Annotated in this window: 16 protein-coding genes; 3 read left to right on the top strand and 13 right to left on the bottom strand. The window is 41.7% G+C overall.

Annotation, left to right across the window (positions count from 1 at the left end):
* The 4 genes from AC0L6H_RS14510 to AC0L6H_RS14495 form a co-directional block, all read right to left on the bottom strand.
* Positions 1-2,475: a glycoside hydrolase family 31 protein gene (locus AC0L6H_RS14510; protein WP_473389806.1), complete on the bottom strand. Its 2,475-nt coding sequence runs from the start codon at positions 2,473-2,475 to the stop codon at positions 1-3.
* A gap of 2 nt (positions 2,476-2,477) precedes the next feature.
* Positions 2,478-4,448 (bottom strand): alpha-amylase family glycosyl hydrolase, encoded by a 1,971-nt coding sequence (locus AC0L6H_RS14505; RefSeq protein WP_473389805.1) that lies wholly within the window; start codon positions 4,446-4,448, stop codon positions 2,478-2,480.
* Between the two features lie 143 nt (positions 4,449-4,591).
* Positions 4,592-5,152, bottom strand: coding sequence for a pyridoxal-phosphate dependent enzyme (locus AC0L6H_RS14500; RefSeq protein WP_473389803.1), 561 nt, complete (start codon positions 5,150-5,152; stop codon positions 4,592-4,594).
* A complete protein-coding gene (locus tag AC0L6H_RS14495) occupies positions 5,100-5,642 on the bottom strand; it encodes a pyridoxal-phosphate dependent enzyme (protein ID WP_473389802.1) in 543 nt (180 codons plus the stop codon). Before AC0L6H_RS14495 ends, AC0L6H_RS14500 begins: the two co-directional genes overlap by 53 nt.
* Before the next feature lie 126 nt (positions 5,643-5,768).
* Here AC0L6H_RS14495 and AC0L6H_RS14490 point away from each other — a divergent pair, with 126 nt between their 5' ends.
* Positions 5,769-6,233: an Lrp/AsnC family transcriptional regulator gene (locus tag AC0L6H_RS14490; RefSeq protein WP_473389801.1), complete on the top strand. Its 465-nt coding sequence runs from the start codon at positions 5,769-5,771 to the stop codon at positions 6,231-6,233.
* Position 6,234: 1 nt separating this feature from the next.
* On the opposite strand, the gene hrpB is transcribed toward AC0L6H_RS14490, so the two are convergent.
* From hrpB to AC0L6H_RS14470, 4 genes are all read right to left on the bottom strand, one after another.
* Entirely contained in the window at positions 6,235-8,811 is a 2,577-nt protein-coding gene (gene hrpB, locus AC0L6H_RS14485) for an ATP-dependent helicase HrpB (protein WP_473389800.1), read from the bottom strand.
* A gap of 68 nt (positions 8,812-8,879) precedes the next feature.
* A complete protein-coding gene (locus AC0L6H_RS14480) occupies positions 8,880-9,032 on the bottom strand; it encodes a DUF5989 family protein (protein ID WP_473389799.1) in 153 nt (50 codons plus the stop codon).
* On the bottom strand, positions 9,032-9,472 hold the full coding sequence (locus tag AC0L6H_RS14475; RefSeq protein ID WP_473389797.1) for an SxtJ family membrane protein: 441 nt from the start codon (positions 9,470-9,472) through the stop codon (positions 9,032-9,034). Before AC0L6H_RS14475 ends, AC0L6H_RS14480 begins: the two co-directional genes overlap by 1 nt.
* 27 nt (positions 9,473-9,499) lie before the next feature.
* Positions 9,500-11,461 carry a carbamoyltransferase family protein gene (locus AC0L6H_RS14470; RefSeq protein WP_473389796.1) on the bottom strand — a complete coding sequence of 654 codons (1,962 nt, stop codon included), beginning with the start codon at positions 11,459-11,461 and terminating at the stop codon, positions 9,500-9,502.
* Between the two features lie 261 nt (positions 11,462-11,722).
* Between AC0L6H_RS14470 and AC0L6H_RS14465 the strand changes: the two genes are divergently transcribed.
* The gene (locus tag AC0L6H_RS14465; protein WP_473389795.1) at positions 11,723-13,513 is read left to right on the top strand and encodes an SGNH/GDSL hydrolase family protein; all 1,791 of its coding nucleotides are present in this window, start codon (positions 11,723-11,725) and stop codon (positions 13,511-13,513) included.
* 21 nt (positions 13,514-13,534) lie between these two features.
* Positions 13,535-15,298, top strand: coding sequence for an SGNH/GDSL hydrolase family protein (locus AC0L6H_RS14460; protein ID WP_473389793.1), 1,764 nt, complete (start codon positions 13,535-13,537; stop codon positions 15,296-15,298).
* Here the strand turns inward: AC0L6H_RS14460 and AC0L6H_RS14455 are convergent.
* From AC0L6H_RS14455 to AC0L6H_RS14435, 5 genes are all read right to left on the bottom strand, one after another.
* Entirely contained in the window at positions 15,268-15,525 is a 258-nt protein-coding gene (locus tag AC0L6H_RS14455) for a hypothetical protein (protein ID WP_473389792.1), read from the bottom strand. The two genes, AC0L6H_RS14460 and AC0L6H_RS14455, sit on opposite strands and share 31 nt — an antisense overlap.
* Positions 15,526-15,573: 48 nt before the next feature.
* On the bottom strand, positions 15,574-16,161 hold the full coding sequence (locus AC0L6H_RS14450) for a tetratricopeptide repeat protein (RefSeq protein ID WP_473389791.1): 588 nt from the start codon (positions 16,159-16,161) through the stop codon (positions 15,574-15,576).
* Positions 16,162-16,425: 264 nt separating this feature from the next.
* Positions 16,426-16,980: a hypothetical protein gene (locus AC0L6H_RS14445; RefSeq protein WP_473389790.1), complete on the bottom strand. Its 555-nt coding sequence runs from the start codon at positions 16,978-16,980 to the stop codon at positions 16,426-16,428.
* Positions 16,981-17,633: 653 nt separating this feature from the next.
* Positions 17,634-21,995 carry an alpha-1,6-glucosidase domain-containing protein gene (locus AC0L6H_RS14440; protein ID WP_473394545.1) on the bottom strand — a complete coding sequence of 1,454 codons (4,362 nt, stop codon included), beginning with the start codon at positions 21,993-21,995 and terminating at the stop codon, positions 17,634-17,636.
* A gap of 83 nt (positions 21,996-22,078) precedes the next feature.
* Positions 22,079-25,111 (bottom strand): TonB-dependent receptor, encoded by a 3,033-nt coding sequence (locus AC0L6H_RS14435; protein WP_473389789.1) that lies wholly within the window; start codon positions 25,109-25,111, stop codon positions 22,079-22,081.
* Between the last annotated feature and the right edge of the window lie 113 nt (positions 25,112-25,224).

Here is a 25,224-nt window from a genome sequence, read left to right as displayed (position 1 = left end):
TTATTTTAGGCTAATACTCAACTTTTTGACCAAAGTGCCATTTACCATCAATCGCATATTAGCTTGGTCATAATAAGCCCCCTCGCCTTTTTCAAATGCGCTTAAATCGTTAACTAAAGCAATCCGCTTTGAATCCACAAAAACCTGTTGCGGTTTTTTCGATATCCCGTGAATATACATTTTAATTTGTCGAGCCTTAGGGGCTCGGTCATAGTCACCATTTACCAAAGCAAGGATATTGAGCTCTTCACCATCTGAAACAAGCTTATGTTCACTCGTAAAGCTAAGTGTTTGTATATGATTATTGCGGATACTTTCAGGGTCTTTGCCATCATCTTCATAAAGCGTGTACTTAGCAGAACTAACGCTTTTATCGGCATAATAATCTACTCGCAAAATCTTGCTAGAATAAGCTTTAGTATTTTGCATATCGCCAACACTCGGGATAAAGGCCCCCGCTTTGACAAGTACAGGCAAGGTCTCAAGAGGCGCTTTAAGCGTATGCAATTTACCGCCGTCAATGCGCGTATGTTGCCAATAGTCAAACCACACACCCTCTGGCAACAGGAGCGTTTTTTCACTTTGTCCGGCTTCAACAACTGGCGCAATCAAAAAGGCATCTCCCCATAAATAAGCATCAGTACGTTCAATGGCTTGACTTGGATAGTCTAAAAACAAGGGGCGCATCATGGGAATGCCGTTAAGCGAATTATTAATACTTAAACTATAATTGTATGGCAATAATCGATAACGTAACTTTATGTACTCTCGCGTTATATCTTGGGTTTGTTGATCATGAAAAACCGGTTCGGGAGCAATATGATCTTGAGCGTGGGGTCTATATACCGGTTGAAATGCGCCGTATTGTAGCCATCTGATGTAAAGCTCTGAGTCAAATTCCTCCCCTCCAGCAAATCCACCTAAATCTGAATGAATATAGCCAAGACCAAACATACCCATTTGAAGCGCTAATTCTACTTGCGGTTTAAGGCCGCCCCAAGAACGGTCAACATCACCTGTCCAGGGGATCATGCCGTAGCGTTGTGAGCCCAAAAAGCCTGCTCTCATCATAATAAAAGGTCGCCTTTGGGGGGAGGCTTCACGCTGTTTGTTATACACCATTTCGGCCCATTTATGACCATAAGCATTATGAATTTCATTGGCGGTGACTTGCTGCTTGCCAAATTGATGCATGGTATCAGCGGGATGTACCTCGGGTTCACCTAAATCGCCCCACCAACCACTCACGCCTTGGTCGTTTAGTTTTTGATAGTATTGCCAAAACCAGTCTTGGGCTTTTTCGTTAAATACATCGACAAGTCCTGTGTTACCAAAATAGAAGTCAAAACGTCGGGGCTCACCTGCTAGATTTTTAGCTAAGGCCTGATGCTTTACTGCCGAATCCCACTGCTTTGAAGATGACAAAATGAAAGGCTCAGTAATCATAATAGTATTGACGCCTTTGTCACTTAAGGTCTTGATCATTTTTTCAGGTTCAGGCCAATTTACAAGGTCCCATTCTAAATTCCCCATATGCCCTTTTATGTCAGCACCAAACCAATATAAATCGAGCACGACAGCGTCAACAGGGAAGTCTTGTTTTTCGAACATGTCGATTGTATTGAGAACTTGCTCTTGGCTTTTATAACCAAAACGAGAAGCGTAGTTACCTAAAGCCCAGCGCGGTGGTAGGGGTTGTTTACCTGTTGCACTAACAAAGTTTTCAATTAATTCGTAGTGGTTTTTACCTGCACTCACAATGTAGGATGTGCGACCTGCGTCGGCTTCAAACTGCAAAACATCTTGCTGTGTATGACCTATATCTAAAAAACCATTTGCACTATTATCAAAGGCAATAATATAAGGTTTATTTGACATTACTGCTGGCAACGAAAAATACATTTGATTTGATTCGGTGGTGTAACCGTAATGCGCGCGATTGTACAGTGGCATTCTATGCCCGCGTCTATCCATACCCAATACTCGTTGTCCGCCGCCTAGCAGCGCTTCGTCACTTGCTAGTTTGAATCTAAATCCGCGTATCGTTTCGTGAGCAAATAAGCCGCTTTCTTCAGCAGTTAATAGCCCGGCGTCATTATGGTATGACAGTGCAAAAGGCGCAGTGTTTATATGAACAATAAGGTCAGCAAGTCGTAATGCATAGCCCGATTGAGTCTTGCTTAACTCTGCATCTTTATAGATAGCATGATCTTTGGGTAATGCAAAAGAAGGTAATTGTTTCAGATCAGTTGGTTGGTAAAATACCTCCACACTGCCCTCGTTTAGCGGGGTGATAGTCAAATGACTATCGCTTAAGCGAATTTCAACACGATTGTCTTTAAATGATGCATCAATAAAACTGCGCTCGGCCTTGGCGTTCGCGCCAAAAAGTAGCGAAAAGACCAGTACTAAAAACATGATATTAATGAGACGTGTAAAGCATCGTTGCGGTATAAATGGCATAAATGTCTTCACAATTATTCACCTCGCCCAAACGAAAGTGCGAGTATGGATGATTCGTTTGGCGCTAAGCTAATAGAATAGTTGCCTTCGCCTTGCACTAACAATAACGAATTCTCAGCCTTTGTTAGTAAATCTGTGAGCGCATAGCTGCCATCTTTTAATTGCCATTGTTGAACTAGCTCTTGGGGGATCTTAAGGTCTAGCTCAACACGCTTGTCGCTAAAATTACTGGCAACTAATAAAGCGCTGTTATTTGTATAACGAACAAAACTAAATTGCTGTTCAGAATATGCGCCTTGTTGGCCTAAATTATCAGCATGAATGCTTTGATAAGCGCCCAGCATTTCTGGCCTATGGGCAGAAATATTCATCACATCAATATAGTATTGACGCAGATTTTTTTCAGATTCACTCAACTTACCGCCGTCAAAGGCTTTGTTATTCATCCATCGCTGATGGGCAGGCACGCCTGCATAATCAAATATTGTGGTGCGAGTTGGGTCGCCAAAACCAGTTTCTTCGCTGCCATCTTCACCTACATCTTGACCAAAATACAACATAGTTGGCGACCGACTTATTAAGGCAGAGACAACCAGCGCAGGTTTACCTTTTTCTGCATCCCCAGCAAAGTCAGGACTAGCAATACGTTGTTCGTCATGGTTTTCTAAAAAGTGCAGCATATGCTCTTCAATATCGGCCAAATTAGTTTGAATGTTGGCTAAGGGGGATGCCGGACCTTTGTTTTGCATCACAAGTTTTAGCGCATCATAAAATTCGACTTTATCGTACAGATAGTCCATTTTGCCCAAGTGAATATAATCTCTATACAAATGAGGCTGATAGACTTCTGCTAACAACAATGCTTCTGGGTATTTGTGTTTAATCGATGAATTTAGAAATGACCAAAACTCCACCGGAACCATTTCAGCCATATCGTAGCGAAAACCATCTACGCCTTTGTCTAACCAATAATGGGCGATGGCTTCAAACTTATACCAAGAGTCAGGTAGGTCAGCATGCTGCTGCCAAAATTTATAATGGGCTTGGTGACCTAAATCATTGTACTGTTCTGGTAGGCGCGGGAAATCGTAACTACCATCGGGTTTAACACCGTAGTTTACTTTAACCGTTTCATACCAATCATTAGCATTTGGTTTGGCAGCGCGCGAGCCATTGCCAGTCCACTTTGCTGGGTTTTCGTCAAATTTGCCATCGGCTAATGGGTGATTTTCGCCGCCTAAGGGTTGATAGCCATTTTCACCGTCGGGGACTTCAAATGACTGCCCTTGAATATAATAAAAATTATTATGTTTAGCATATTCTTGGCCAGTATCATCGTTTGCACCAAAGTTGCTTTGCCCTTCAGGTAAGTTTTTAGATTCGTATTTACGTGCAACATGATTTGGTACGATGTCTATTAGTACTTTCATGTCGTGTTGGTGCGTGCGTTCTATTAAAGCCTCAAATTCTGCGAGGCGGTTTTGAGGCTCAATAGCGAGATCAGGATTAACATCATAATAGTCTTTAACCGCATAAGGCGAGCCTGCGCGGCCTTTTACAACATCGGGATCATCCAAGGAAATACCGTATTTTGAATAATCATTAATCACAGCATGGTGCACGACACCGGTATACCAAATATAAGAGCTACCTAGTTCTTTTATTCCCTCTAAGGCTTTGTCGTTAAAATCGGCAAATTTACCAACGCCATTTTCTTCAATAGTACCCCAAGGTTTGTTGGTGCTGTTTGTATTTCCAAACAAACGCGTAAAAACCTGATAAATAACCGGCTTTCCTTCCCCTTGTTTATGATGCAGCGCAGTGCTTGATGTGCTCATGTGTTGCGCCTTTTGTTTTGCGTCGATTGCTTGTTCTTCTTTGGTATGTGTTGCTTGTTCACATGCAGATAAACTCAGTAAGCTAGCGCTGAACAAGCAAATGCACAAGCTAATTTTTGCTGGCCGAAGAAAACGTTGTTGATTCAAAACTTAACCCTTATCGTCGTTTTTATATAAACTTAAGGGATAGAATAACCGTTAACGAGATGTTAAAACAGTTGCAAACGTATGCATTAAAGACTTTCTTTGATTGTATAAATATAAAAGCGTATTTATTCCGCTTATAGTCTCTAGAAATCAGATGCATATTCGAATAGCACAGTACTATAATAACGTTCTGCAGTGTCAGCCAATATAACGACAATATTCTTATTTCTATTTTCGGGCATAGCGGCAAGTTGAATGGCTGCGCATATTGCTGCACCACTTGAAATACCAACCGCTAAGCTTTCTTTAAGCGCCAACAGCCGAGCATGTTTTAGCGCATCTTCGTCACTCACTGTAATAATTCTATCGATAATTTTAAGATCGAGTATGTCAGGGATATGGCCGGAGCTTAAACCCTGTATTGCATGGGGACCTTTCACTCCCTTAGACAACATTGGGCATGTACTTGGTTCTACAGCAACTATCTCTATACTTGATTTATATTGTTTCAAAGCTCGCCCAACGCCAGTTATAGTGCCACCTGTGCCTACTCCCGCAACTAATATATCTATTTTACCTTGGGTGTCATATAGCAATTCTTGCGCGGTCGTTTTTGCATGTTGGATCGGATTAGCGTGATTACTAAATTGATCAAGCATCACGGCATTTGGATGGTTGAGTAACAAGCTTTTTGGCTTTGTCAATTGCCCCCTTAGTGCCAAGCTCTTTTGGCGTAGTGACGATTTTCGCACCAAAATGATGGATCATTTTTCGACGCTCAATACTCATATGTTCAGGGATGACTATCGTCAAGGGTATATCATAGTACGCACAAATCCACGCGCAAGAAACGCCATTATTACCTGAAGTGGCATCGATAATTTCAGTGTGCTGGTTAAATACGTCTGATGCCATTAAGGATTCTATCATGGCCATTGCTGGCCTGTCTTTGATGGAGCCAGCAGGATTAAAATATTCGACCTTTGCGAGTATATTTCCCTGTAGACAATAGTGTTTAGCTAGACGATTCAACTGAACTAAGGGGGTGTTACCAATGGTTTCAAGAATGTTCTGATAAATGGTGGGGGCACCAGCAATTTGCGTGTCACTTGGCTCTAGCTCGTATATGTTACTAGCGCAAGAACTTGACGCTAGCATTGATTTATTGGTCTTGCATTTTGCTGTTGACAACATCGTCCTATGTTTCCTGAAAGTAGATGAGTTAGGAGCTTATAATGACATTGTGAACGCAGTATTTTCTTCCAAAAAATCTACGTTAATGTAAAGTATTAGAAATATTTTCTAACATTATGTGTTTTTATGAAATTAGATCGTACTGATAAAGCTATTCTTAGCTGCCTACAACAAGACGCAAGTTCCTCAGTTGCGGATATTGCCAGCCAAGTCGGTTTAAGTGTGTCGCCCTGCTGGCGTCGTATACAAATTTTAGAAGAGAAAGGCGTAATCCTAAAACGAGTTACGCTTTTGTGTCCTGAAAAACTGGGCCTATTTATGACTGTATTTGTGCAAGTCAAAGCAGCAAAGCATGATAAGGCATGGCTTGATAAGTTTGCCAAACATGCTGATTCTATTCCAGAGATCACTGAGTTTTATCGAATGAGTGGCGAATATGACTATTTATTAAAGGTACAGGTTGCAGATATGCACCGTTTTGATCACTTCTATAAACGTTTTATCGCCGGAATAGACCTGCAAGATGTTACCTCAAGCTTTGCGATGGAAAGCATAAAGTATTCTACTGCACTTCCGCTTGAACATATCTAGTTCAGTTCTCTCCCATTCGTTTTTTGGTTTTAGTCGTCGCATTTGCTGAAGCAGGATCATCAGGCCAATAATGTTTTGGATAGCGTCCTTTCATTTCTTTTTGCACCGCAAAATAGCTACCGGTCCAAAACTTAGGGAGGTCAGCGGTTTTCTGAATTTCTTTGTGGCCGGGTGATAACAGTGACAGCGTAAGCGGAAGCTTGTTTTTGCCCACGGTGACTTGCTCGTTTAAGCCATAGAGTTCTTGCACTCTAATTGCTAAGGTGACTTTGCCGCTCTGGCTATAGTCTAGTTTATGTTTATTTCCTGTTGGCGCAGTAAAATGCGTCGGAAAATAGTCATTGAGGTAGCGCTGCTGTTGATAGTTTAGTGTGGATGCGACAATGTCGCCCCAATTGAGTTTAGTCAATTGCTGCCAAGTCGTTACCTTGTGTAAATACGGCACTAGCCAAGTGTCAGCGCTTGCAAGAAGTGAATTTTCTGAAACATCAGGAAAGTCTTGTAAAAACTCAGCATCAATTTGTTTTGCTAAGGCCATTCTAGCTAGCAATGTATTGGCTTTACCGAGTAAAGGATATAAACCTCTTTTCTTTATTTGCGCTTTAATGAGTTCACTTGTATTTTCATCAGGTTCAAACGAACATGCTTGACTAGAGATCTCAATTGCTCCTAAATGCTTAAGCTGTTTGCAAACGACTTTTGATAAACCTTCATCCCAGCTCTGCTTAGTAGAACTTTGCGCCATTTTTTGTAAATACGCATCGACTGTCGCAGGCAAAAGCTCGCAGTATTGGCGTATCACTGCATTTGTTTTGCGGCTAAGTTGATTTTGCGTGCAAATGATCCACTGCGGCATCAAAGTTTCATCATTTTGCAAAAATTCAGCCCCGGTGCCATTGCTTAAAACATAGCCTCCGTTATTTCTTTTTAACGCAACTTTGTCGGGAAAAGCCGGCAATAAAATATCCCCAACAAGGACCGCTAAATCTTCTCGATTTATGAGCGTGTTCAATATCACTGAAGAATTATTCTTAAGGCCTAATTGTTTTGTTATTCGATTGAGGTCTTTTGCCAACTGAGTGCTAATTTGCGTTTGTTTTGTTGCGCTAAGTAGTGCTAATGCATAACGGCATTGAACAACAATATCGATGCTGTTAGCTTGTGAACTCAACGACTTCCCTTCCATAAGTGCGACGACTAGGCTACTTAGCACTTTGACTTCTTCATTCGACTGCTGCTTTGCTAGTAACAGTAATTTTGCCAAACTTGGATGAGTATTAAATTGACTTGCTTGCTTCCCTTGTGCGGTTATTTGCTTGTCATCATTTATAAAGTCTAATTGACGCAAATACTCAACGCTATACTCTATTTGCGCGGCACTAGGCTTGTCGATTAAGGGCAATTGTTCAAAATCGCTCCCCCACTCATATAGGGTCAATAACATTTGACTAATATCGACTTGTGTTATTTGTGCGGGCGCATTTTCTTGTAAAAACTGCTGTTGTTCTTGTGACCATAATCTATAGCATATTCCGGCTTGTTGGCGGCCAGCACGCCCTGCTCGCTGAATACTAGAGGCCTTTGAGATCATTTGTTCACTCAATTGATTGAGTTTTCTGGGCACCACAAAACGTTGTACCTTTTCGCGTCCGCTATCAATAACAATATTCACGCCATCAATGGTTAAACTAGTCTCTGCTATGTTAGTTGCAAGTACTATTTTGCGCTGTCCTGGTGGCGGTGCGTCAACTGCTTGTTTTTGCCGTGCTGGAGAAAGCGCACCATACAACGGCGCAATAATGGTATTTGCTAAAGGCAGTCTTTCGGCTGCGCTTTTTACTTTATTGATTATCGCGGCCCCCGGCAAAAAAACCAGAATGTTTCCCTCGTCAAGTTCATATGCGGTGCTCAGCGTATCAACAATCGTATTGATAAGCTGAAGTTGTGGATTAGAAAAGCCCCCCTTTACCGCTACACTTGGCACAGGCTTATAGTGGTATTTGATGGGAAAGCTGCGCCCTTCGCATTTCAGTTGTGTTGCTTGGGGCATTAGTTGGCTAAGTGCCTGCATGTTTAGGGTTGCCGACATCACGAGTATGCGCAAATCATCGCGTAAGCCGCCTTGTACTTCTAAACTCAAGCCTAGTGAAATATCCGAAGGCAGACTACGCTCATGAAACTCATCAAAAATGATAAGACCCACATCACTAAGCATTGGATCATTTTGCAATTTGCTTATCAACAAGCCTTCTGTGATAACGCACAAGCGCGTGTTTGCACTTATCGCCGATTCACCGCGCATTTGATAGCCAACAGTTTGGCCTACTTTTTCTCCTAAACTCAAAGCCAAAAAGTTCGCAATCGAACGCACCGCTACTTGCCTTGGTTGTAACAACAATATTTGTTTATTAGCAAAACATGCTAATTCTAGCAACGCAAGTGGCAAATAGGTTGACTTGCCAGCGCCTGGGGGAGCAGAAAGTATGCAGTCGTTTTCGCCTATTGTGCTCAGCAGTTGAGGCACAATTGTGTTAATAGGTAAGTCAGGTTTGTCTTTGTTTATTCTATTTAGACTCATAGTGGTAATTCTGTAGCGCTATCTTGTTTAGCTTTATGCTGCAAAGTGCATAGGCCAACTAATAAAGCTTAAAATATAGTATAAATGAAGGTCGCTAATGAAGATTGCTGCGTGGCAACAACGACTGCGCCTAATAGGGCAAGTATGACAATAATGGGCAATAACCAAATTTTTTTGCGTACTTTTAAAAAAGCAAACAGGTCTTGTATGAATTCAATCATTAAAATGGTTCCTTTAAGTTCTCTTTTGTTGCCTGTTTATCACGCAGGACCCAAGCTGATTTGCCATCAACATGATGTTTGTATTGTAAGCCTTTGCGCCACTGCATAAAAAGGCCGATGGGCACAATTAAGCAATAGTAGGCCAAGGCCAAAATAATGCGCGTATTGATGAAACCAAGAACCGATGCTATCAACATCCATACAATATACGGGTAGTATAAAAAACGCGGTGCTAGAAAATAGAAAAACATCAACACAAGGCTCAAAGCAGCAGGCCACTTAGGGATTGTTGCATTAAAAAGCCAAGGTAGTAGAGCCATAAAAATCACAGGAAATGCAATGCTCATGCTGATTGCAAAACTTTTCAATGCATCTTCGTCGTGCATATCAACGAGCGGAAGCATAATAAAGTCACTAAACCATTGTTTAAGTTTATGCATGATAGATAATCTCAGTCAGTAATATCATTAGTCTTTTTCAAATTGGGTTTGTTTAGCCAAGTCGATAGCGGCCTTAGGTTGCTCTTCTTTTAGTAAGACGCAATTTTGCATAACTAATACATCCATTTCTGTTGCCAAAAAACTACGAATAGCATCAGCAGGTGTGCGCACGGGCGGCTCGCCGCGAACGTTGAACGAGGTATTAATTAACACACCTACCTCCGTTTTTGCTTTAAAGGCACTTATTAAGGCATGAAATTTAGGGTTAACTTGCTTATTTACACTTTGCACCCGCGCAGAAAAATCCACATGGGTGATAGCCGGGAGTCTACTTCGAATTTGTGACAATTGCGCCAAGCCTTTTTCAGGCGGGACTTCGCAACGGTGCTTTTCTTGCACCGGCGCTGTAATAAGCATGTAGGGGCTTGGTGTGCGTATATCAAACCAGTCATAAAGCTCCTCTTCAAGCACTGCTGGTGCAAAGGGCCTGAACGATTCTCGTTGTTTGATTTTCAAATTCATTTGCGTTTGCATCGTTTGACTGCATGGGTTGCCTAAAATAGAACGATTACCCAATGCTCTAGGGCCAAACTCCATCGCATCTTGAAACCACCCTACGACTTTATCTTGAGTCAAAAGCTCAGCGATATCGTTATACAAATTTGCTTCATTTACCGTGCGGTAAGTTAACGATTGCGCCTTGCAGGCATCCTCTACTTGCGCTTGTTCAAAACGGTCTCCTAAATAGCTACCACGCATGTAATCTGATAATCCGAGACCTGATGGCGCGATTTTCGGCTTTTCAAAATATTGATGCCATGCTTGGTAAGCTGCGCCCAAAGCACTTCCTGCGTCACCCGCAGCCGGCTGGATCCAAAGCTGCGCGAATTTACTTGTGCGCAATATACGACCATTAGCCACACAATTTAAAGCCACACCACCTGCCAAGCACAAATTTTCACTTTGAGTTAACTCATGCGCGACATCTACTATTTTCAATACAATGTCTTCGGTTACGACTTGTATGGATTTGGCTAAATCCATTTGTTTTTGTGTCATTGGCGCATCATATTCATGAGCCGGGCCACCAAACAACTGATGAAAAGCTTTGTTTGTCATGGTACTACCCTTGGCAAAATCAAAGTAAGTCATATCAAGGGTAAAGCTGCCGTCATCACGTAAATGAATTAAATGTTTGTAAATAAGGTCCACGTATTTAGGCTCACCATAAGGTGCTAGCCCCATTAATTTATATTCACCTGAATTTACTTTAAAGCCGCAATACTGGGTAAAAGAGGAATAAAGCAGACCCAGAGAATGTGGAAATTGAATTTCTTTTAAGAGCGTGATTTCACCGTCTTTCGCCTGCCAGATAGACGAGGTGGCCCACTCTCCTACTCCATCTAAACACACCACAGCGGCCTCAGTAAAAGGACTAGGATAATAGGCGGCAGCGGCATGAGATTGGTGGTGTTCGCAAAATAACAATGGCGGCAAGGTCAGTTGTTTTTTTAATAGGTCTTTAGCGCGACTTTTAGAAACATTTTGACGTAAAGCATAGTTATTATAGATAAGCTGTTTTAATTCATCTTTTAAGACTTTCTTTAAATACAGTTTTTCTTTCAACCAGACCGGCATCGCTTTTACGAACGAACGATAGCCACGAGGAGCATTGCCTAAATAAGTCTCTAGCAAACGTTCAAATTTTAGTAGGGGTTTATCATAAAATACGACGGCACTAAGTTGCTCTATGTCGATGCCTGCTTTGCCTAAACAAAAGCTAATAGCCTGCTCAGGAAAACTGGCGTCGTGCTTTTTGCGGCTATACCTTTCTTGCTGGCTGGCAGCGATAATTTCGCCGTTTTTTAAAATAGCGGCTGCGCTGTCATGATAATAGGCTGAGATACCTAATATATAAACATCGGCGTTGTCACTATTTTCAAGTGAAGATACCTGATGCGCAGAAGCCTGATGTAAAGAAGTTCCCATGTATTCCAATATAACTACGTTGAGGGCCACTGGTACTGTAATACCAACATCGAGCGTATTCGAAGGCCAAACACTTGACGATAACAAAGCACTAATAATACATGACTTTTTACATGTAAACAGCACGTTAACCAATTCTAGTGTTTTTTACGAATGAATAGGTATGCAAAGTCGCCACACGACTGCTAGCTATGCTAATCTAAGTCGTAGTAACAGCCTTGTTTTGTCATAAAAGCCACTACAACATAATTAAAAAGCGCTATGAAACTAAAACAGTCCATCTTTTACATCATTGCAATTAGTATCCCCATAGTGCTTTTTCTGTTGCTAGAACTTGGGCTTCGCGCTGGTAATTATGGCAAAAGCTACCCGCTATTTATAAAATCAGAACAATTCGAAGGCTACCTGCAACCTAATCCTAAGCTAATAAAACGCTACTTTGCGCCCAATGCGCAAACGCCCAGTGTGGCACCTGACACATATTTATTTAAAAAAGCTAAAGCTGTTGACACTTTTCGTATAGTGACCATGGGCGGCTCAACTATGGCGGGCTTTCCTTATGGCAGATTTGCATCACCTGCAGGCATGCTAAAACAACGTTTAAAGGCAAGCCACCCTTCAAAAAACATCGAAATTATTTCGGTGGCAATGTCGAGTATTAATACTTACGCCTTGTTAGATATTAGCCGAGAAGTCGCTGACATTAAACCTGATGCGGTGCTTATTTATGCAGGCCATAATGAGTTTTTAGGGGTGATGGGTGTTGGCTCAGTCTATGCGGGTAAAGGCAGTCATTTTGCGAACATCGTTTATTTAGCAATAAAAGAATTGCGTTTATTTCAATTACTTCAGGTAAGTTATTACAAAATATTTAGCGCTGATACAAGGCACACAACAAACAATCAACGCACAGTAATGGCACAAGTAGCAAAAAATAAAGCGATTAAATATCAAGATGAAATTTATCAGGCTGGCATTGAGCAGTTTGAGCAAAACATCAATGGCCTATTAAGCATTTTTGAGAAAGCCTCAATTCCGGTTTTAATTTCAAATTTAGTGGCGAATGAAAGCGACCAAGCTCCATTTTCTTCCACTAAAAATGAGCATTTAGATGTCTTAAGTCAAAAGCTTATTAGCAACGCCAAAAAAAGCGCAATTACATCAAGCGATATTGCCCTTGCAAACAAACATGCCCATGCTGACTATGTTTATGCCATGGCAAAAAAGTTCGAACAATCAGGCGATGTAACTAGCGCACATGGCTACTACCAAAAAGCGATAGATTATGACTTGTTGCGTTTTCGTGCACCTAGTGCGTTTTCAACGATTATTAAAAACGCGGCAGCAAAACATAAAGCAAAATTTATTGATGCACATGCCTATCTGCATAAAAATGGCACACCATTGATTGGTAAAAACCTGATGTTAGAACATTTACATCCCAATCATCGTGGTTATTTTCTGCTAAGTGAAGCGTTTTACGAAGGCTTACTAGAGTCATCCTTACCCAAAAGCGAATATTTAATTACGCGCGAACAGGCATGGCAGCTAAGCCCATTAACAAAAGTTGATGAAATTTACGCTGACTACAAAATTGCACAACTTACCTCTGACTACCCCTTTGTAGATAATAAACAAAGCGTGAATAAACCAAGCGCTAACGACGAGATAACACGTATCGCTATTGATAGAATCGACGGTAATTCGTGGATTAATACTCAGCAAACTCTTTTCGAGTATTATCAAAAGACCCAGCAATTAGCGAAAGCCGCGAATATTGCAGGCTTATTGTTTGATGCCATCCCCTTAGAGCCTAAAGTGGCAAGAGCGGCGAGTTTACTATACCTAAAAGCAAATCTTCTTCCTTTAGCGCAGTACTATGGCCTCAATGCCGTCGCCCTTGCTCCGGCTGATACTAATTATCAACTGTCTTTGGCTGAAATCTATTTTAAATTAGGTAAAAAGGAAGAGGCAATTGCAAGGCTAGATGCCATCCTAGCCATGGAACCGAACAATACAAGAGCTGCGCAAATAAAGCAGCAAATCAAATAGTTTTTACTTTAGGAAGCGGTAATGGGTATTGATCAAATGAAAAATAAGAAAAGCGCAGAATCTCACAACAAAGTTGCCTTTTACCTTATTGCCCTTGCCATCCCCTTATTCTTTTTTGTCGCAATAGAGCTTGTTTTACGGGTAGCAGGTTTTGGTAAAAGTACGCCACTATTTATAGAAAACCCAGCGCACCAAAATTATTTACTCGCTCGTCCTGATGTGATGCAGCGTTATTTTCCCTTTGCTAAAAATCCTCCTGCTGTAAGCATGGAGACTGATTTCTTTTTAGCCGAAAAACCTACCGACGGTCTTCGTATTTTTATCCAAGGTGGTAGCACGGCGGCTGGATTTCCTTATGGTTTAGGGGCTTCTTTGTCGGGTACTTTAGAGCAACGTTTGCGTCAAAGTCTGCCAGCCCATCAGGTTGAGGTAATCAATACAGCCATGGCCGCGGTCAATAGCCACACCTTGCTCGATTTAGCCGATGACATCATTGCACAAGACCCCGACTTGGTGCTGATTTATGCAGGGCATAATGAGTTTTTGGGAATTATGGGCGCCAGCTCAAACTACAGTACGTCATCAAGTTTTTGGTTGACTCGCAGCATGTTATGGCTAAAAGACATGCGCTTATTTCAGCTGTTTCAATGGACATTGTCACAACTACAAGGGTCGTCTTCAGATAAGCAACAAAAGCCAGCGCGCACGACAATGATGGCCAAGGTCGCCGAAAATCAGAGTATTCCTTTTGATAGCGATGTTTACAATGCGGGTTTATATCAATTTGAAACGAATATGAGCGATTTACTAGCGAAGTATCAATCTGCAGGCATTAAGGTGCTGATTTCAAGCATAGGGAGTAATCATAAAGACCAAGCACCACTTAAGAGTGCTGAAGTTGAAGCCAAATATGCACCGCTGGTAAAAACAATAAGTACAAAAGCCGCAAGTCTTAAAATTGAAGAGCTAGGGTCAATTTCATCTACGTTAGCAACCAGTCAGTCCGCCTTATTGCATTTTGAATTAGGAAAGCTCTTTGAACAGCGCGGTGCAGGTGACCTTGCCGCGAAACATTACGAGCTTGCAGTTGCCCATGATTTATTAAAATTTAGAGCCCCTCAAGCAGTGAATGACATCATCAAGGCATTAGCGCAACAATATGATGCAGGCTATGTTGATGCGCATGCCTATTTGCAAGCGCAAAGTCCCAATAAAATAATTGGTAACGAACTCATGTTAGAGCATCTGCATCCTAATTTGCGCGGCTACTATGTCATTAGTGAAGCATTCTATAATGGCATTGCCAAAGGCCAGTATTTTAGTCCTTGGCAAAATATCCCGATTACTAAAGCGTGGCCTGAACGCTTAGTTTTGCCCAGTGAAGAATATATTGGTTTTGCGAACGCCATGAAACTAAAATCGGAATACCCTTTTGTAAGCACAAACATTCCCCTAACACTTCCCCTGCCCAGTGATAAGGCTCAAGAACTCGGACTTCAGCACTTTAATAAGCGCATAGACTGGTTGCAAATGATTGAACAAAACTTGGCCCAATACCGCAAGCAAAACAACTCGAAAATGGTAATGAAATGCCTACAAATATTAGCTGACGCCCTCCCCCACAACGGTTTGTATGCAATTCAAGCCGCAGAACAACTAGAAGCAATTGGCGAAAACGCATTGGCACGGCACTACTATCGCAGGGCATTGCTTGCGGGCGCAAAAAAAGCAAAAAAGGGGTCAGGGTCACTTATTCATTCACCACCATCTCCCCCATTAAAATGATGACCAGCACTTGAGCGTTTACTTGAATACGTATCAGCATTGTTATTTTTGTTCAATGCAAATAACCCCAATGCACCAAAAATCGGTAACAACCAAATTAAGACTATCTGTGCAGTTTTCTGAAACATAGTTAAATCGTCCATTTTCGCGATATAAAATGACACATACGTATTCAATACAATTAATAATGTAAGGAAAATAATTATGGCTAACGTATTATCACTCATTTCGGCATATCCTTTTATTATGAACATGGTATTAGACACATGTTTTGACTAATATGTTGAGACCCTTTCATCAGTAACGCATCCATTTTTATAAACGTCTTTATAAGTCAAAATAGCAATAAAATATATTCCTTTCAGGATATCGACAGTACCTTTAATAATCCGTCCATTTCTGATATCAAAACTCCCGCGCTCTCTCAAAGCTAAATAACTTCCTTTAGCTATAGCCAAGTTGTAGTGATTTCTAGCTTTGAATAGATCTTTGTCCGCTCCATTTCCATATCTGTAAGAGCGAGCTAACATGAGTTCGGCAACCATACATCCTTTTGCGCTAGCTATCTTCCAAAATTCAATAGCTTTACTCAGGTTCTTTTTAATACCAATACCTTTATAGTTATAATGCGCAAGTACTTTGTAAGCATACACATCTTGTGTTTCTTCTGCTGCTTTACAATAATAAAAATAAGCTTGTTCAAAGTCTTGTTTAAAATCTTCCGATGTCTCCTGCCCAAACAAGTATGCTAATTCCAAAAAAGCCCATACTTCTCCTTGCTTTTCAGCTTTTTTTAACAAAAAATACGCTTCGGCCTTCTTGTTTTCACGAAGTAACTCAAAAGTTTTATCAAGAATATCCACAGGTTTATATCCTACTATGATTTAATTGGGTTTTGCTTATAACAATGGAAGTAAAAACATAGAGCTAATAAGCCAAGCTAAAACCACATAATCTCGACCGCTATATTTTATATTTACCCCTTTCATTTTAACATTGCTCTATAACCACTCACTAGTTCTGGGAAATATTACTTGGTAAAATCATTTGCGAACAAAAAAGGGGTGACGTGTCTGAGGGAACCGCTTTTCGAAGTGACACTGACCCCCTTTTCGCTTTTCGATTCTTCATTCATTCATACAAGGTAGCAATTTATTCTCATAGAAATAGCGCTTAAGTTCTCCATCTTTAATTGGTTGATTTTTTAGCGCGGCTAACAGACGGTCTTCGAAAAAAAAGCCGCACTCTTCGTGTAAAACACCCTTCTTTGAATCTTTAAGTAAACCTCGAAATAAGACAATCCCAGTAGTTTCTCCAATGTCTTTGTCAAAGGATAAGCTACCTTGATATTGACTATATATCAAATCACCTACACTGTAATTGTCCGTAAAACTTTTTAGTATTATAAAAGAATCAAGTTGTGTTTTACGGCTTTTTAACCAAAGGCGTCTTCTATCTTGGTAACTTATTTCTGTGTCAATCCATGCAGTCAGTTTTTGATCAAATTCGCTCCAATTTAAAGGCCCTCCAGTTTTCACAACGACGCCGATGAATTCAGCTTCGTTTAGGTATCTGAAAACTGAACTTTTATCATTTCCATATGGCGTTGTTGAACTATTTACAGATAGTGACAACATAAACAAACTCAACAGAGCTATTTTTTTAAATATGTTGAGAAACATTTAAATATCCTTATTGACCTTTGTTAAAAGTAACAGTCTCGCTCGTCCAATAATTGTTGCCGTGACGAGTAAATTTTAAAGTCGAATGTTCCGACACTCGAAAATTATAATTTTGTCGATACCATTCTTTGTTATTGGATGCTCCAGAGTATTCATAAGCAGCTAGTTTTTTGCCAGATGAAAATACCCATCCTTGTATTGACCTTTGCATTATCAAAAAGAACCAATCAGATTTACCTATATCTGAACCGTTTGGGTGGGTATGCCAAACTGAATCTCCCATAGCTGTATTAAGGCTAACATTTTCTTTCGTCTACAGTATTAAAGTTTGAAAAAAGGGCCGTGTCTGAGGTGCTCCCATTATACTTAGGGGATGGTTTAGGAGATATTTGCCTACGCAAATATGACGGGGGTGGCAAATATGACATGGGGTGGCAAATATGACGGAGTGTGATAAATCTGACGGGGTGTGATAAATCTGACTGGGGAGGGCTAACGATGCTGGTGCGGGAGTAAGATTTAGAGGATTGAGTGAAACTGACACTGACCCCCTTTTTGGAGGATTAAGTGACCCTGACCCCCTTTTTGCTTTTTAAAAAAGCCGCTTCGTTTGAAGCGGCTTTTGCATTAACTAAATACTTCTGCTGACTACATTAGTCTAAAGGTGTAATCGTTAAGGTAGGTGCATTTGCATCAGGCCCAAGGACCTTGAACTCATAGTCACCAGCTGTAGGTGCGGCAATTGTCATGTTGTCGGGGTTTTCTCCCTTAAACAATACCTTGCTTTCGCCAATGTTTACTGCGGCATTTTCAGCGCCATTGGCACCTAAGTTAACAGTAGACCAATCGCCCGTCGCAACTTTAAATACAACATCACTGCCATCTAAGGTGATATTCACCGAATAGCCGCCGTTGCCGTCATAAGTTAGGGCGTCAGCTTCGCCCCAGCCATTCATTGTCCCGCGAATGTACACCGTATTTGCTCCAAAGAACTCTTGGGCAAAAACGCGGATAACAGGTGCCGACAAGTCAACAGTGTCAAAGATAAACACATACGACCCTGCTTCGGTGATGCTCAGCTTCAAGTTTTCACCGCCTTCAACAAGGTTCTGATTTTCTCCAAGCGTCACTACTGTGTCTATATCGTCGGCACTCGCGCCACCTAAATTAGGCATTGACCAGCCGTCGTTAGCTACCTTAAATTCGTAAGCTTGTGCATCTAAGTCAATCGCCTTGGTATAAATACGACCGCCTTGGTAGACCAACTCATCACCGGTTCCCCAGCCATTCATGCCGCCACGAATGAAGATAGGATTACCTACATAAGGTTCTTCATTTACAACGGTAAGCATTGGGTTGCTGGTGTCACTAGCATCAAGTGAGAATACATAGCTAGCACTAGTCGCTACTCGAATACTTAGGTTATCGTCACCTTGAACAAGTGTTTTCGCTTCGCCTTCGGTCACCACTGCATCGCTTGAGTTACCTAAGTTTACGGTCGCCCAATCTTCAGACGCAACCTTGAACGAGTAATCAGTGTCGGCTGTCATTTCGGTGGTTATTTCATAAATGCCATTACCTTTGTATTCCATTGGGCTAATCGCATCCCAACTTGTAATACTTCCACGCAGGTAAACAACTGTATCGCCATAAGGCACAACATCTGGTGCACCGGCGGTCGCTATTGCAGACATACCGTATCCACGCTCTGTACCTTGATTTTTCACAAATACGGCCATGGTCAGTGGAGGAACAGTAAAAGTACCTTTGCTTGTTTCTTCATCAGAGGTGTCACTAAAGCTTGCGCCACGAACAACTGGGTCAACAGACATTGCTAAGGTATTGTGAAGTTCAAATCCAGCAGCAGTAAGTACTTCAATTGACTTTTCTTCGTAGCCTGAGTTGATAACTAGCATAAGCGCGTCATAGTTCATGTCTAAATCATCTAACACCACACCATCTGCATTTATACCATCGTCAATACTCATGGCAATTAAGCCTTGTTGCTGACGAGCACCTAAGTTATGGAAGCCAATTCTGTCTTTAATATCTTGTGCATTTGTTAGTCTAAACAAAGGACTTGTAGAACGAATGCTTAAGAACTCTTTGAAAACAGTAGAGGCAAACTCAATTTCATTCATCGAAGCTGCGCGCTCTGGCGAGAAGATAAATGACTGCATTTCGTCCCAACGGCCTTCGTTGTCTTGCGCTAAAGGTAGCCCAACATGCCAGTTGTTTGTTTGCATGGTGAAGTCAACGTAGTTAAACCAGTCACCCGAATCATAGGTATTTCTGTCCATTGATTTCGAACGAAGGAAGTCTCCACCCATTTGCAAGAATGGAATACCTTGTGACATAAGCGGAATACCAATACCAATATTTTGTGCGCGAACGCGTTGTTCGAGGCTAATATCGGCCGGTAAAACATAGTTGAACTGATCCCATAAGGTTTCATTATCATGCTTTGACACATAGTTGATAATGTCTGCTGGGTCTTGTGCATAACCACCTAAAGTAGACGTTTCAGCATCGGTACCAGAAGATGTTTTTAATACATAGTCTGACAATGTGCCGGCTAAACTCATTTTCACTCGGTCTTGGGCACTTAACGCAGCGTCACTGGCTTCGCTAGCAAAAATTTCACCTTGGCGAACCGCTTCGCGAATACGGTCGTTAAAGGTACCTATTTCGGTGCCTGCCATATTGAACTGACTGGCAATTTCAAAATCCCCATAGTCGGCAGTGTTTTTACCCCAACCTTCACCATAGAAATAAGTGTCTTCGTCTACCGCTTTTACCGACTCAAACAAATTAACCATAGTGGTTTTAGATGCCTGACTCATGATGTCAAAACGGAAGGAATCAAACTTATATTGCTCAGCCCACATAAGAAGTGAATCTTCCATGAACTTTTCCATCATACGGTTACGTGGCTCAGTATCGTCACAGCAGGTTTCACGAATAATATCGCCGGTTTCAATGGCATATCTGTGGTAATAACCAGGGACGACTTTATCAAACACTGAGTTTTGGAACAGGCCTGACGCATTCGTGTGGTTGTACACTACATCAAGCGCAACACGTAAGCCGATTTCGTGCAGTGATTGGTTCATTGCGCGCATTTCTTTGATACGAGCAACCGAGTCAGCGTCTGAAGAATAGCTACCTTCAGGTGTGTTGAAGTGCTTCGGATCATAACCCCAATTATATAAATCGAAATTACGAATTTGATTGGTTAATGCTTGAGCATCACGCAATGGATCAAAGCTGTTATAGGCTTCTTCAAAGGTCATTCCTAAAAGCGAAGCATCGCCACACACTTCTGCTGCTGGCGCTAAGGCACAGAAATCAGCGATAGTGTCGGTCCATTCAATGGTACGAGCTGGATCTTCGTTGATAGTGGCAATGTCGTTAGCGGGTAACATATGGAAATGCGTTAAGCCTTTCTCTTGCAACGCTTTTAAATGCTGCATAGGCGCTGAGTCTTTTTCCGTAAAGGCCATGAACTTACCACGATTTTCAGCACTTGTTGATTCATCGCGAATACTAAAGTTACGAATATGTCCTTCGTAAATGACCATATCTTCAAAGTTCTCGATGGTAGGAATATCATGCGTATCCCAACCGTCAGGCTTCAAATCATCATCGTTTAGGTTAACAAACTGCGAGAAACGACCATTAACCGATAAACTAACTGAATAAGGGTCAGTTACGTCTAATACTTCTATCGCGTCATTGACTGGCGAATAAACCGTCACTTCATAGCGATATAGCTGACGATCCATACTCATATTACCGTTGTAAGTCCAAATACCAGTCACCGGGTCGAGCGTCATCGCATTGCTTGTAGCCAGTGTTTTATCAGTATTATAAAGTTTTAAGGCAACATTTTGCGCGGTCGGCGCCCAAACAGCGGCGCTAATGCCTGCATCAGTATAAATCGGACCAAGCGCTGCTTCGTCTGCGTCGGCTTCACCTTTAGTGTAAAGCTCATCTAATACACTACTACTTTGCATGCGCGTTGCAGCAACTAATTTACCTTCACTATCGTAAGCACCTAAAATAGCTTGGGTTTTCAATACTGCTTTTGCATCATCAACAGACCAATCTCCCGCAAACGCTGTAATGCCGCTCAAATGAGGTGCAATTGCAATTTGCTCGTCAGTCAAATCAACTTCGGTTAATTCGACCGTAGTGCTGTTCAATACACCATCTTCAAGCGTAATTTCAATATCAGCTGTTGGTGAGTAGTGCAATTTAACCGTATCTACAATCGCATCATCAACATTCCATAAAATAGTTTGAGGGTCTAACCAATGTGCAGCAGCACCTTCAACTGATACCGGCTGCTCTCCTAGAGAATCAATCGGGAATTCGTAAATCACATCATTACCAGAGAAGGTAAAATTCATACGTACAAAGGTAGGATCGTCTTGGGTCAAGCTACCTTGGAAGTCGCCGCCACCCATTTCTTTACCCGCATCATCTGTCCCAATGTGGATAATGAAATTATGACATGCTCCCGGCGTGTCTGCATAACCTGGTTTTAGATCAAGTATCCAATAAGCACCGTAAACAGGGTCAATGGCATCGTGCACTCGGCCTGAATCCCAAGCGGTATCAGGATCTGCATAGGCATCACACGCATCGTTACTCCATGTATGCAGCTTATAGCCGGTGTACGCTGGATCACCCGGTGAGTTGTCAGCATCTACCGCAATGCGGTTGTAATACAGCACCGCTTGGTCAGCTCCAGGGAAAAATACTGGCGCTGGTAAAGATGAGTTAAATCCAACGACACAGGCGTCGTTTGCTGCGTTTGGTACCGTAGGTGCGTCGCACTGAATCGGTGGTGGATCTACACATTCGCCTGTTGCGTTGGGTACTAAAGGTATGTCACAGGCAACTAAGAGTTTACCCGAATCAACCTCAGAACCAGCACCACCACAAGCTGAAAGTACTAAGGCACTGAATATAACTAATGCAGCCCCTATCGCTTTTCTTACATTAACCATAGTTGATAACTCCACTATTTTATTGGTCATATTGTCTGATTTATTTGCCTGCCTTAAAGCACGCTTTTTATTAATTAAGGTGTTCATAATGAATACGTCACCCCTAAGTAGTACTGGGTACCGAAGTACTGTATGGTGCCAGTGTTAGCTTCAGTCCCGAAGTAGCTTTTGGTAGGCTCGTCGGTGATGTTATTTGCTTGGAACAATATTCCCAAATTATCACTAATGTCATATGACGCTTGGAAATCGACTACGAGTTCAGCATCAAAATTAACCACTTGTGAATTGACCGCCACTTGTTTAGATACAAAGGGGTCGCGATATCGCGCATTAATGCGAGTCTCAAAGCCATCACCGCTATCCCAGAACAAAGTTGTAGAGATAACCGTTGGCGATAAGCCTTGTAAGTCTGAGGAATAAACACCACGGTTAGGATCGGCAACTCGCACAATTTCAGTGTCGGTGCGTGAATAGCTTAATGTCGTACCCAGTCCTGACCAAAAATCTGGTAAGAAACTAAATATTTGTGTATACGACACTTCTAATCCGCGAATATAACCACCTTCGGCATTATTTACTGCAGTTCTATAGTTACCGTTCACCAAAGGTAAGGTAACAAATACAGGGTTGCCACTTGCATCAAGTACAGGCGTAGATGGCGTAGTTATATCACTGTCTGCGTCTTCAACAACAGGGGCTTGCACGGTTTCAGGAGCGTTAATACCATTGGCATTGAAATCATATGGGTCAATATCGGTTTCATCTACAAATGAGCGAATGTCCTTGTAGAAAAAGGCAATAGACAAGTTTCCGTCAGTTTCTGTGAAGTATTTTTCATAAGAAATATCATATTGATTCGCATAAAACGGACGTAAATATGGGTTGTTGTTGGCTTGTCCAGATATTTTCGCTTCACCGCCAATAACTATTTCACCGGTGTCGATATCACGTTCAACTTGCGGGATAAAGATATTTGTACCTGTATTGGCAAACAACTGATTAATAGGTGCTCTACCCATTACTTTGGCTGCTGCAAAGCGCACATATGAATTATCTGTAATTTGGAAGTTCAAATTCAGCGATGGTAAATAATCCGTATAAGTATCTTCTAAAATATCTCGTCTGTAACGGTCTGTGACTAATCCTGCTTCATCTCTTATCAGTTCAGCACCTAACTCTAAGTCGCCATCAACAGGTTGTAGAAAAGTAGAAGCTTGTTTGGTGTCAACCATACGTACACCGACGTTACCGGTAACAGGCATATCCGCCATTTCAAAACTCAAGTTAGCCATAACGTAAGCAGAGGTCACGGTTTCGTACACTTCACCGCTTTGCTCTACTGACCAAGAGGTATCAGATCCTAAAGGAGCACCATTAGCATGATTTAACACGTGCGCCGCACCAGGACCAAACGTTTGCTGTGGCTGCGGGATACCTGAAGGGAACCAAGCGTTGAGGGCTTTATCTAAGTCGATAGATAAATAGCTTGGGAAGTAACCAAAGTTACCTTCCCAGTTTACCACTTCAGTGAAATCTTCAGTTAAACGCAAAGGCGGTTGAGATAGTGAGAAGTTTGAATCACTTCCATACTCATATACTGAGCGATCGTTAGTGTATTTTCTATCTGAATGACGCATGCCAAACTCAATAGAGCGTACGTAGTCGTTATCTTCAAGCTCATAGGTAAAATCTAGTCTATAAGCGTCTAAATCATCAGTGTTTTGGAATGGATAAATACCGTACTTCGATACCATCACTCTATTAATGTCAGCAAAGGCATTTTGTTGAGTGAAACCAAGATCGGGAAGATCCAAGCCATTTAATTGATAGGTGATTGCAATATTTTCATCTAGTTGTGGATTGGTAGCATTCGCGTCTTCTGCAACTAATGACCACAATAAGCCATTTCTGAAATCACGTTCAGCTGATGAGTTAGAGATATCAAATGCCATTGACCAGTTGTCGCTTATTTGCCATTCACCGCCAATACCAAGGTTTAGAATTTCACTGTATTCTTGGTTATCATCATTGACTAATTCTACACGTGTATTGCCACCCGTTGAGCGACTAAAGCTACCACCTATTACTGTATTATCTACAATCACCGGATTGCTTACGGCTACATTAGGCGCTTCAAGTTTGACGCGAAAGCCGCGAGCAAAGGCTTCTGAATCGAACTTGGAATAAAAGGCGTCGGCTTTCATTTTAAAGTTATCAACTGGCGCCCACTCAAGCGCTAGCATATAGCCGTCGCGAGTTTCAGCACCGCCTTTATGTTGCATTTCAAAGCCTTCACCAATCTTTTCACAGCCACCACACTGGCCGGCTAAAGGAATATTAGGATTGATGTTTTCAGTATCGCCTGCAAGGTTGTCGACGTCTTTCTCACGGTTAGCCGATAGGCCTATAAACTGGGTTGACACACTTGGTTGAAATAGGCGCGCGTAGCCTGCGGCAAAGCCTAAGGTTTCATCAAAAAACTTGCCTTGGTAGCCAAAGCTAATTCTGTGACCAAATTCTTCGGCATCAGACACCTCACCAGCCCTGTCATTAAACATACCGCGTACGTTCATATTAAAAGTATGTGTTTCAGCATTAGAAAGCGGGTCGACAGTTTTTAACTCAACCGAACCTGCAACACCTCCTTCAATAAGTGATGCTTTTGGAGATTTGTATACTGCTCCTGCAGAAATAAGCTCTGAGGGGTATTGATCAAATTCTATAGACCGACTACCACTAGTAGAAACTTGTTCGCGGCCATTTAAGGTGGAAAATACGAAATCACCAGATAATCCGCGAATATTGATTTCTGCCGCTTGACCACCTGTACGAACCGCTGAAATACCAGGCAAGCGCGTTAATGCATCAGCAATCGATACATCGGGAAGGCCACCCAAATCATCTGCCGACAATTGCTCGGTTACTGTATCGCTAAATCGCTTAGCGTTGAGTGACTTGATTAAGCTCGTAGAAAAACCACGTACTTCAATGATCTCGACCGCCTCATCTTCGTTCGTTTCTTGCTCGGCCTCTTGAGCATATAACGTCGTGCTCCCGAGTAACAAACCACTAGCGATTAAAGCACTAGTAATTAGATTGGGTTTAAATTTGTTCATATGTGTGTGTCTCATATAATTAGAATGTAATAATGTGCTTGAGTAACTGCAATTGTTTAGCAACAGACTTGCCTTGTTCGTGATGCTTTAAATTAACAACAATTTTTCATACA

The organism is Glaciecola sp. G7-5 (assembly GCF_055808975.1).
This window is presented reverse-complemented; position numbering and strand designations above follow the sequence as displayed.

What these genes read in the sequence shown, in the direction of transcription:
- AC0L6H_RS14495 (WP_473389802.1), bottom strand. Translation starts at nt 5,642, where the DNA reads ATGTTGTCAACAGCAAAATGCAAGACCAATAAATCAATGCTAGCGTCA.
- AC0L6H_RS14490 (WP_473389801.1), top strand. Translation starts at nt 5,769, where the DNA reads ATGAAATTAGATCGTACTGATAAAGCTATTCTTAGCTGCCTACAACAA.
- hrpB (WP_473389800.1), bottom strand. Translation starts at nt 8,811, where the DNA reads ATGAGTCTAAATAGAATAAACAAAGACAAACCTGACTTACCTATTAAC.
- AC0L6H_RS14480 (WP_473389799.1), bottom strand. Translation starts at nt 9,032, where the DNA reads ATGATTGAATTCATACAAGACCTGTTTGCTTTTTTAAAAGTACGCAAA.
- AC0L6H_RS14475 (WP_473389797.1), bottom strand. Translation starts at nt 9,472, where the DNA reads ATGCATAAACTTAAACAATGGTTTAGTGACTTTATTATGCTTCCGCTC.
- AC0L6H_RS14470 (WP_473389796.1), bottom strand. Translation starts at nt 11,461, where the DNA reads ATGGGAACTTCTTTACATCAGGCTTCTGCGCATCAGGTATCTTCACTT.
- AC0L6H_RS14465 (WP_473389795.1), top strand. Translation starts at nt 11,723, where the DNA reads ATGAAACTAAAACAGTCCATCTTTTACATCATTGCAATTAGTATCCCC.
- AC0L6H_RS14460 (WP_473389793.1), top strand. Translation starts at nt 13,535, where the DNA reads ATGGGTATTGATCAAATGAAAAATAAGAAAAGCGCAGAATCTCACAAC.
- AC0L6H_RS14455 (WP_473389792.1), bottom strand. Translation starts at nt 15,525, where the DNA reads ATGAGTGATAATACGTTAGCCATAATTATTTTCCTTACATTATTAATT.
- AC0L6H_RS14445 (WP_473389790.1), bottom strand. Translation starts at nt 16,980, where the DNA reads ATGTTTCTCAACATATTTAAAAAAATAGCTCTGTTGAGTTTGTTTATG.
- AC0L6H_RS14440 (WP_473394545.1), bottom strand. Translation starts at nt 21,995, where the DNA reads ATGGTTAATGTAAGAAAAGCGATAGGGGCTGCATTAGTTATATTCAGT.
- AC0L6H_RS14435 (WP_473389789.1), bottom strand. Translation starts at nt 25,111, where the DNA reads ATGAACAAATTTAAACCCAATCTAATTACTAGTGCTTTAATCGCTAGT.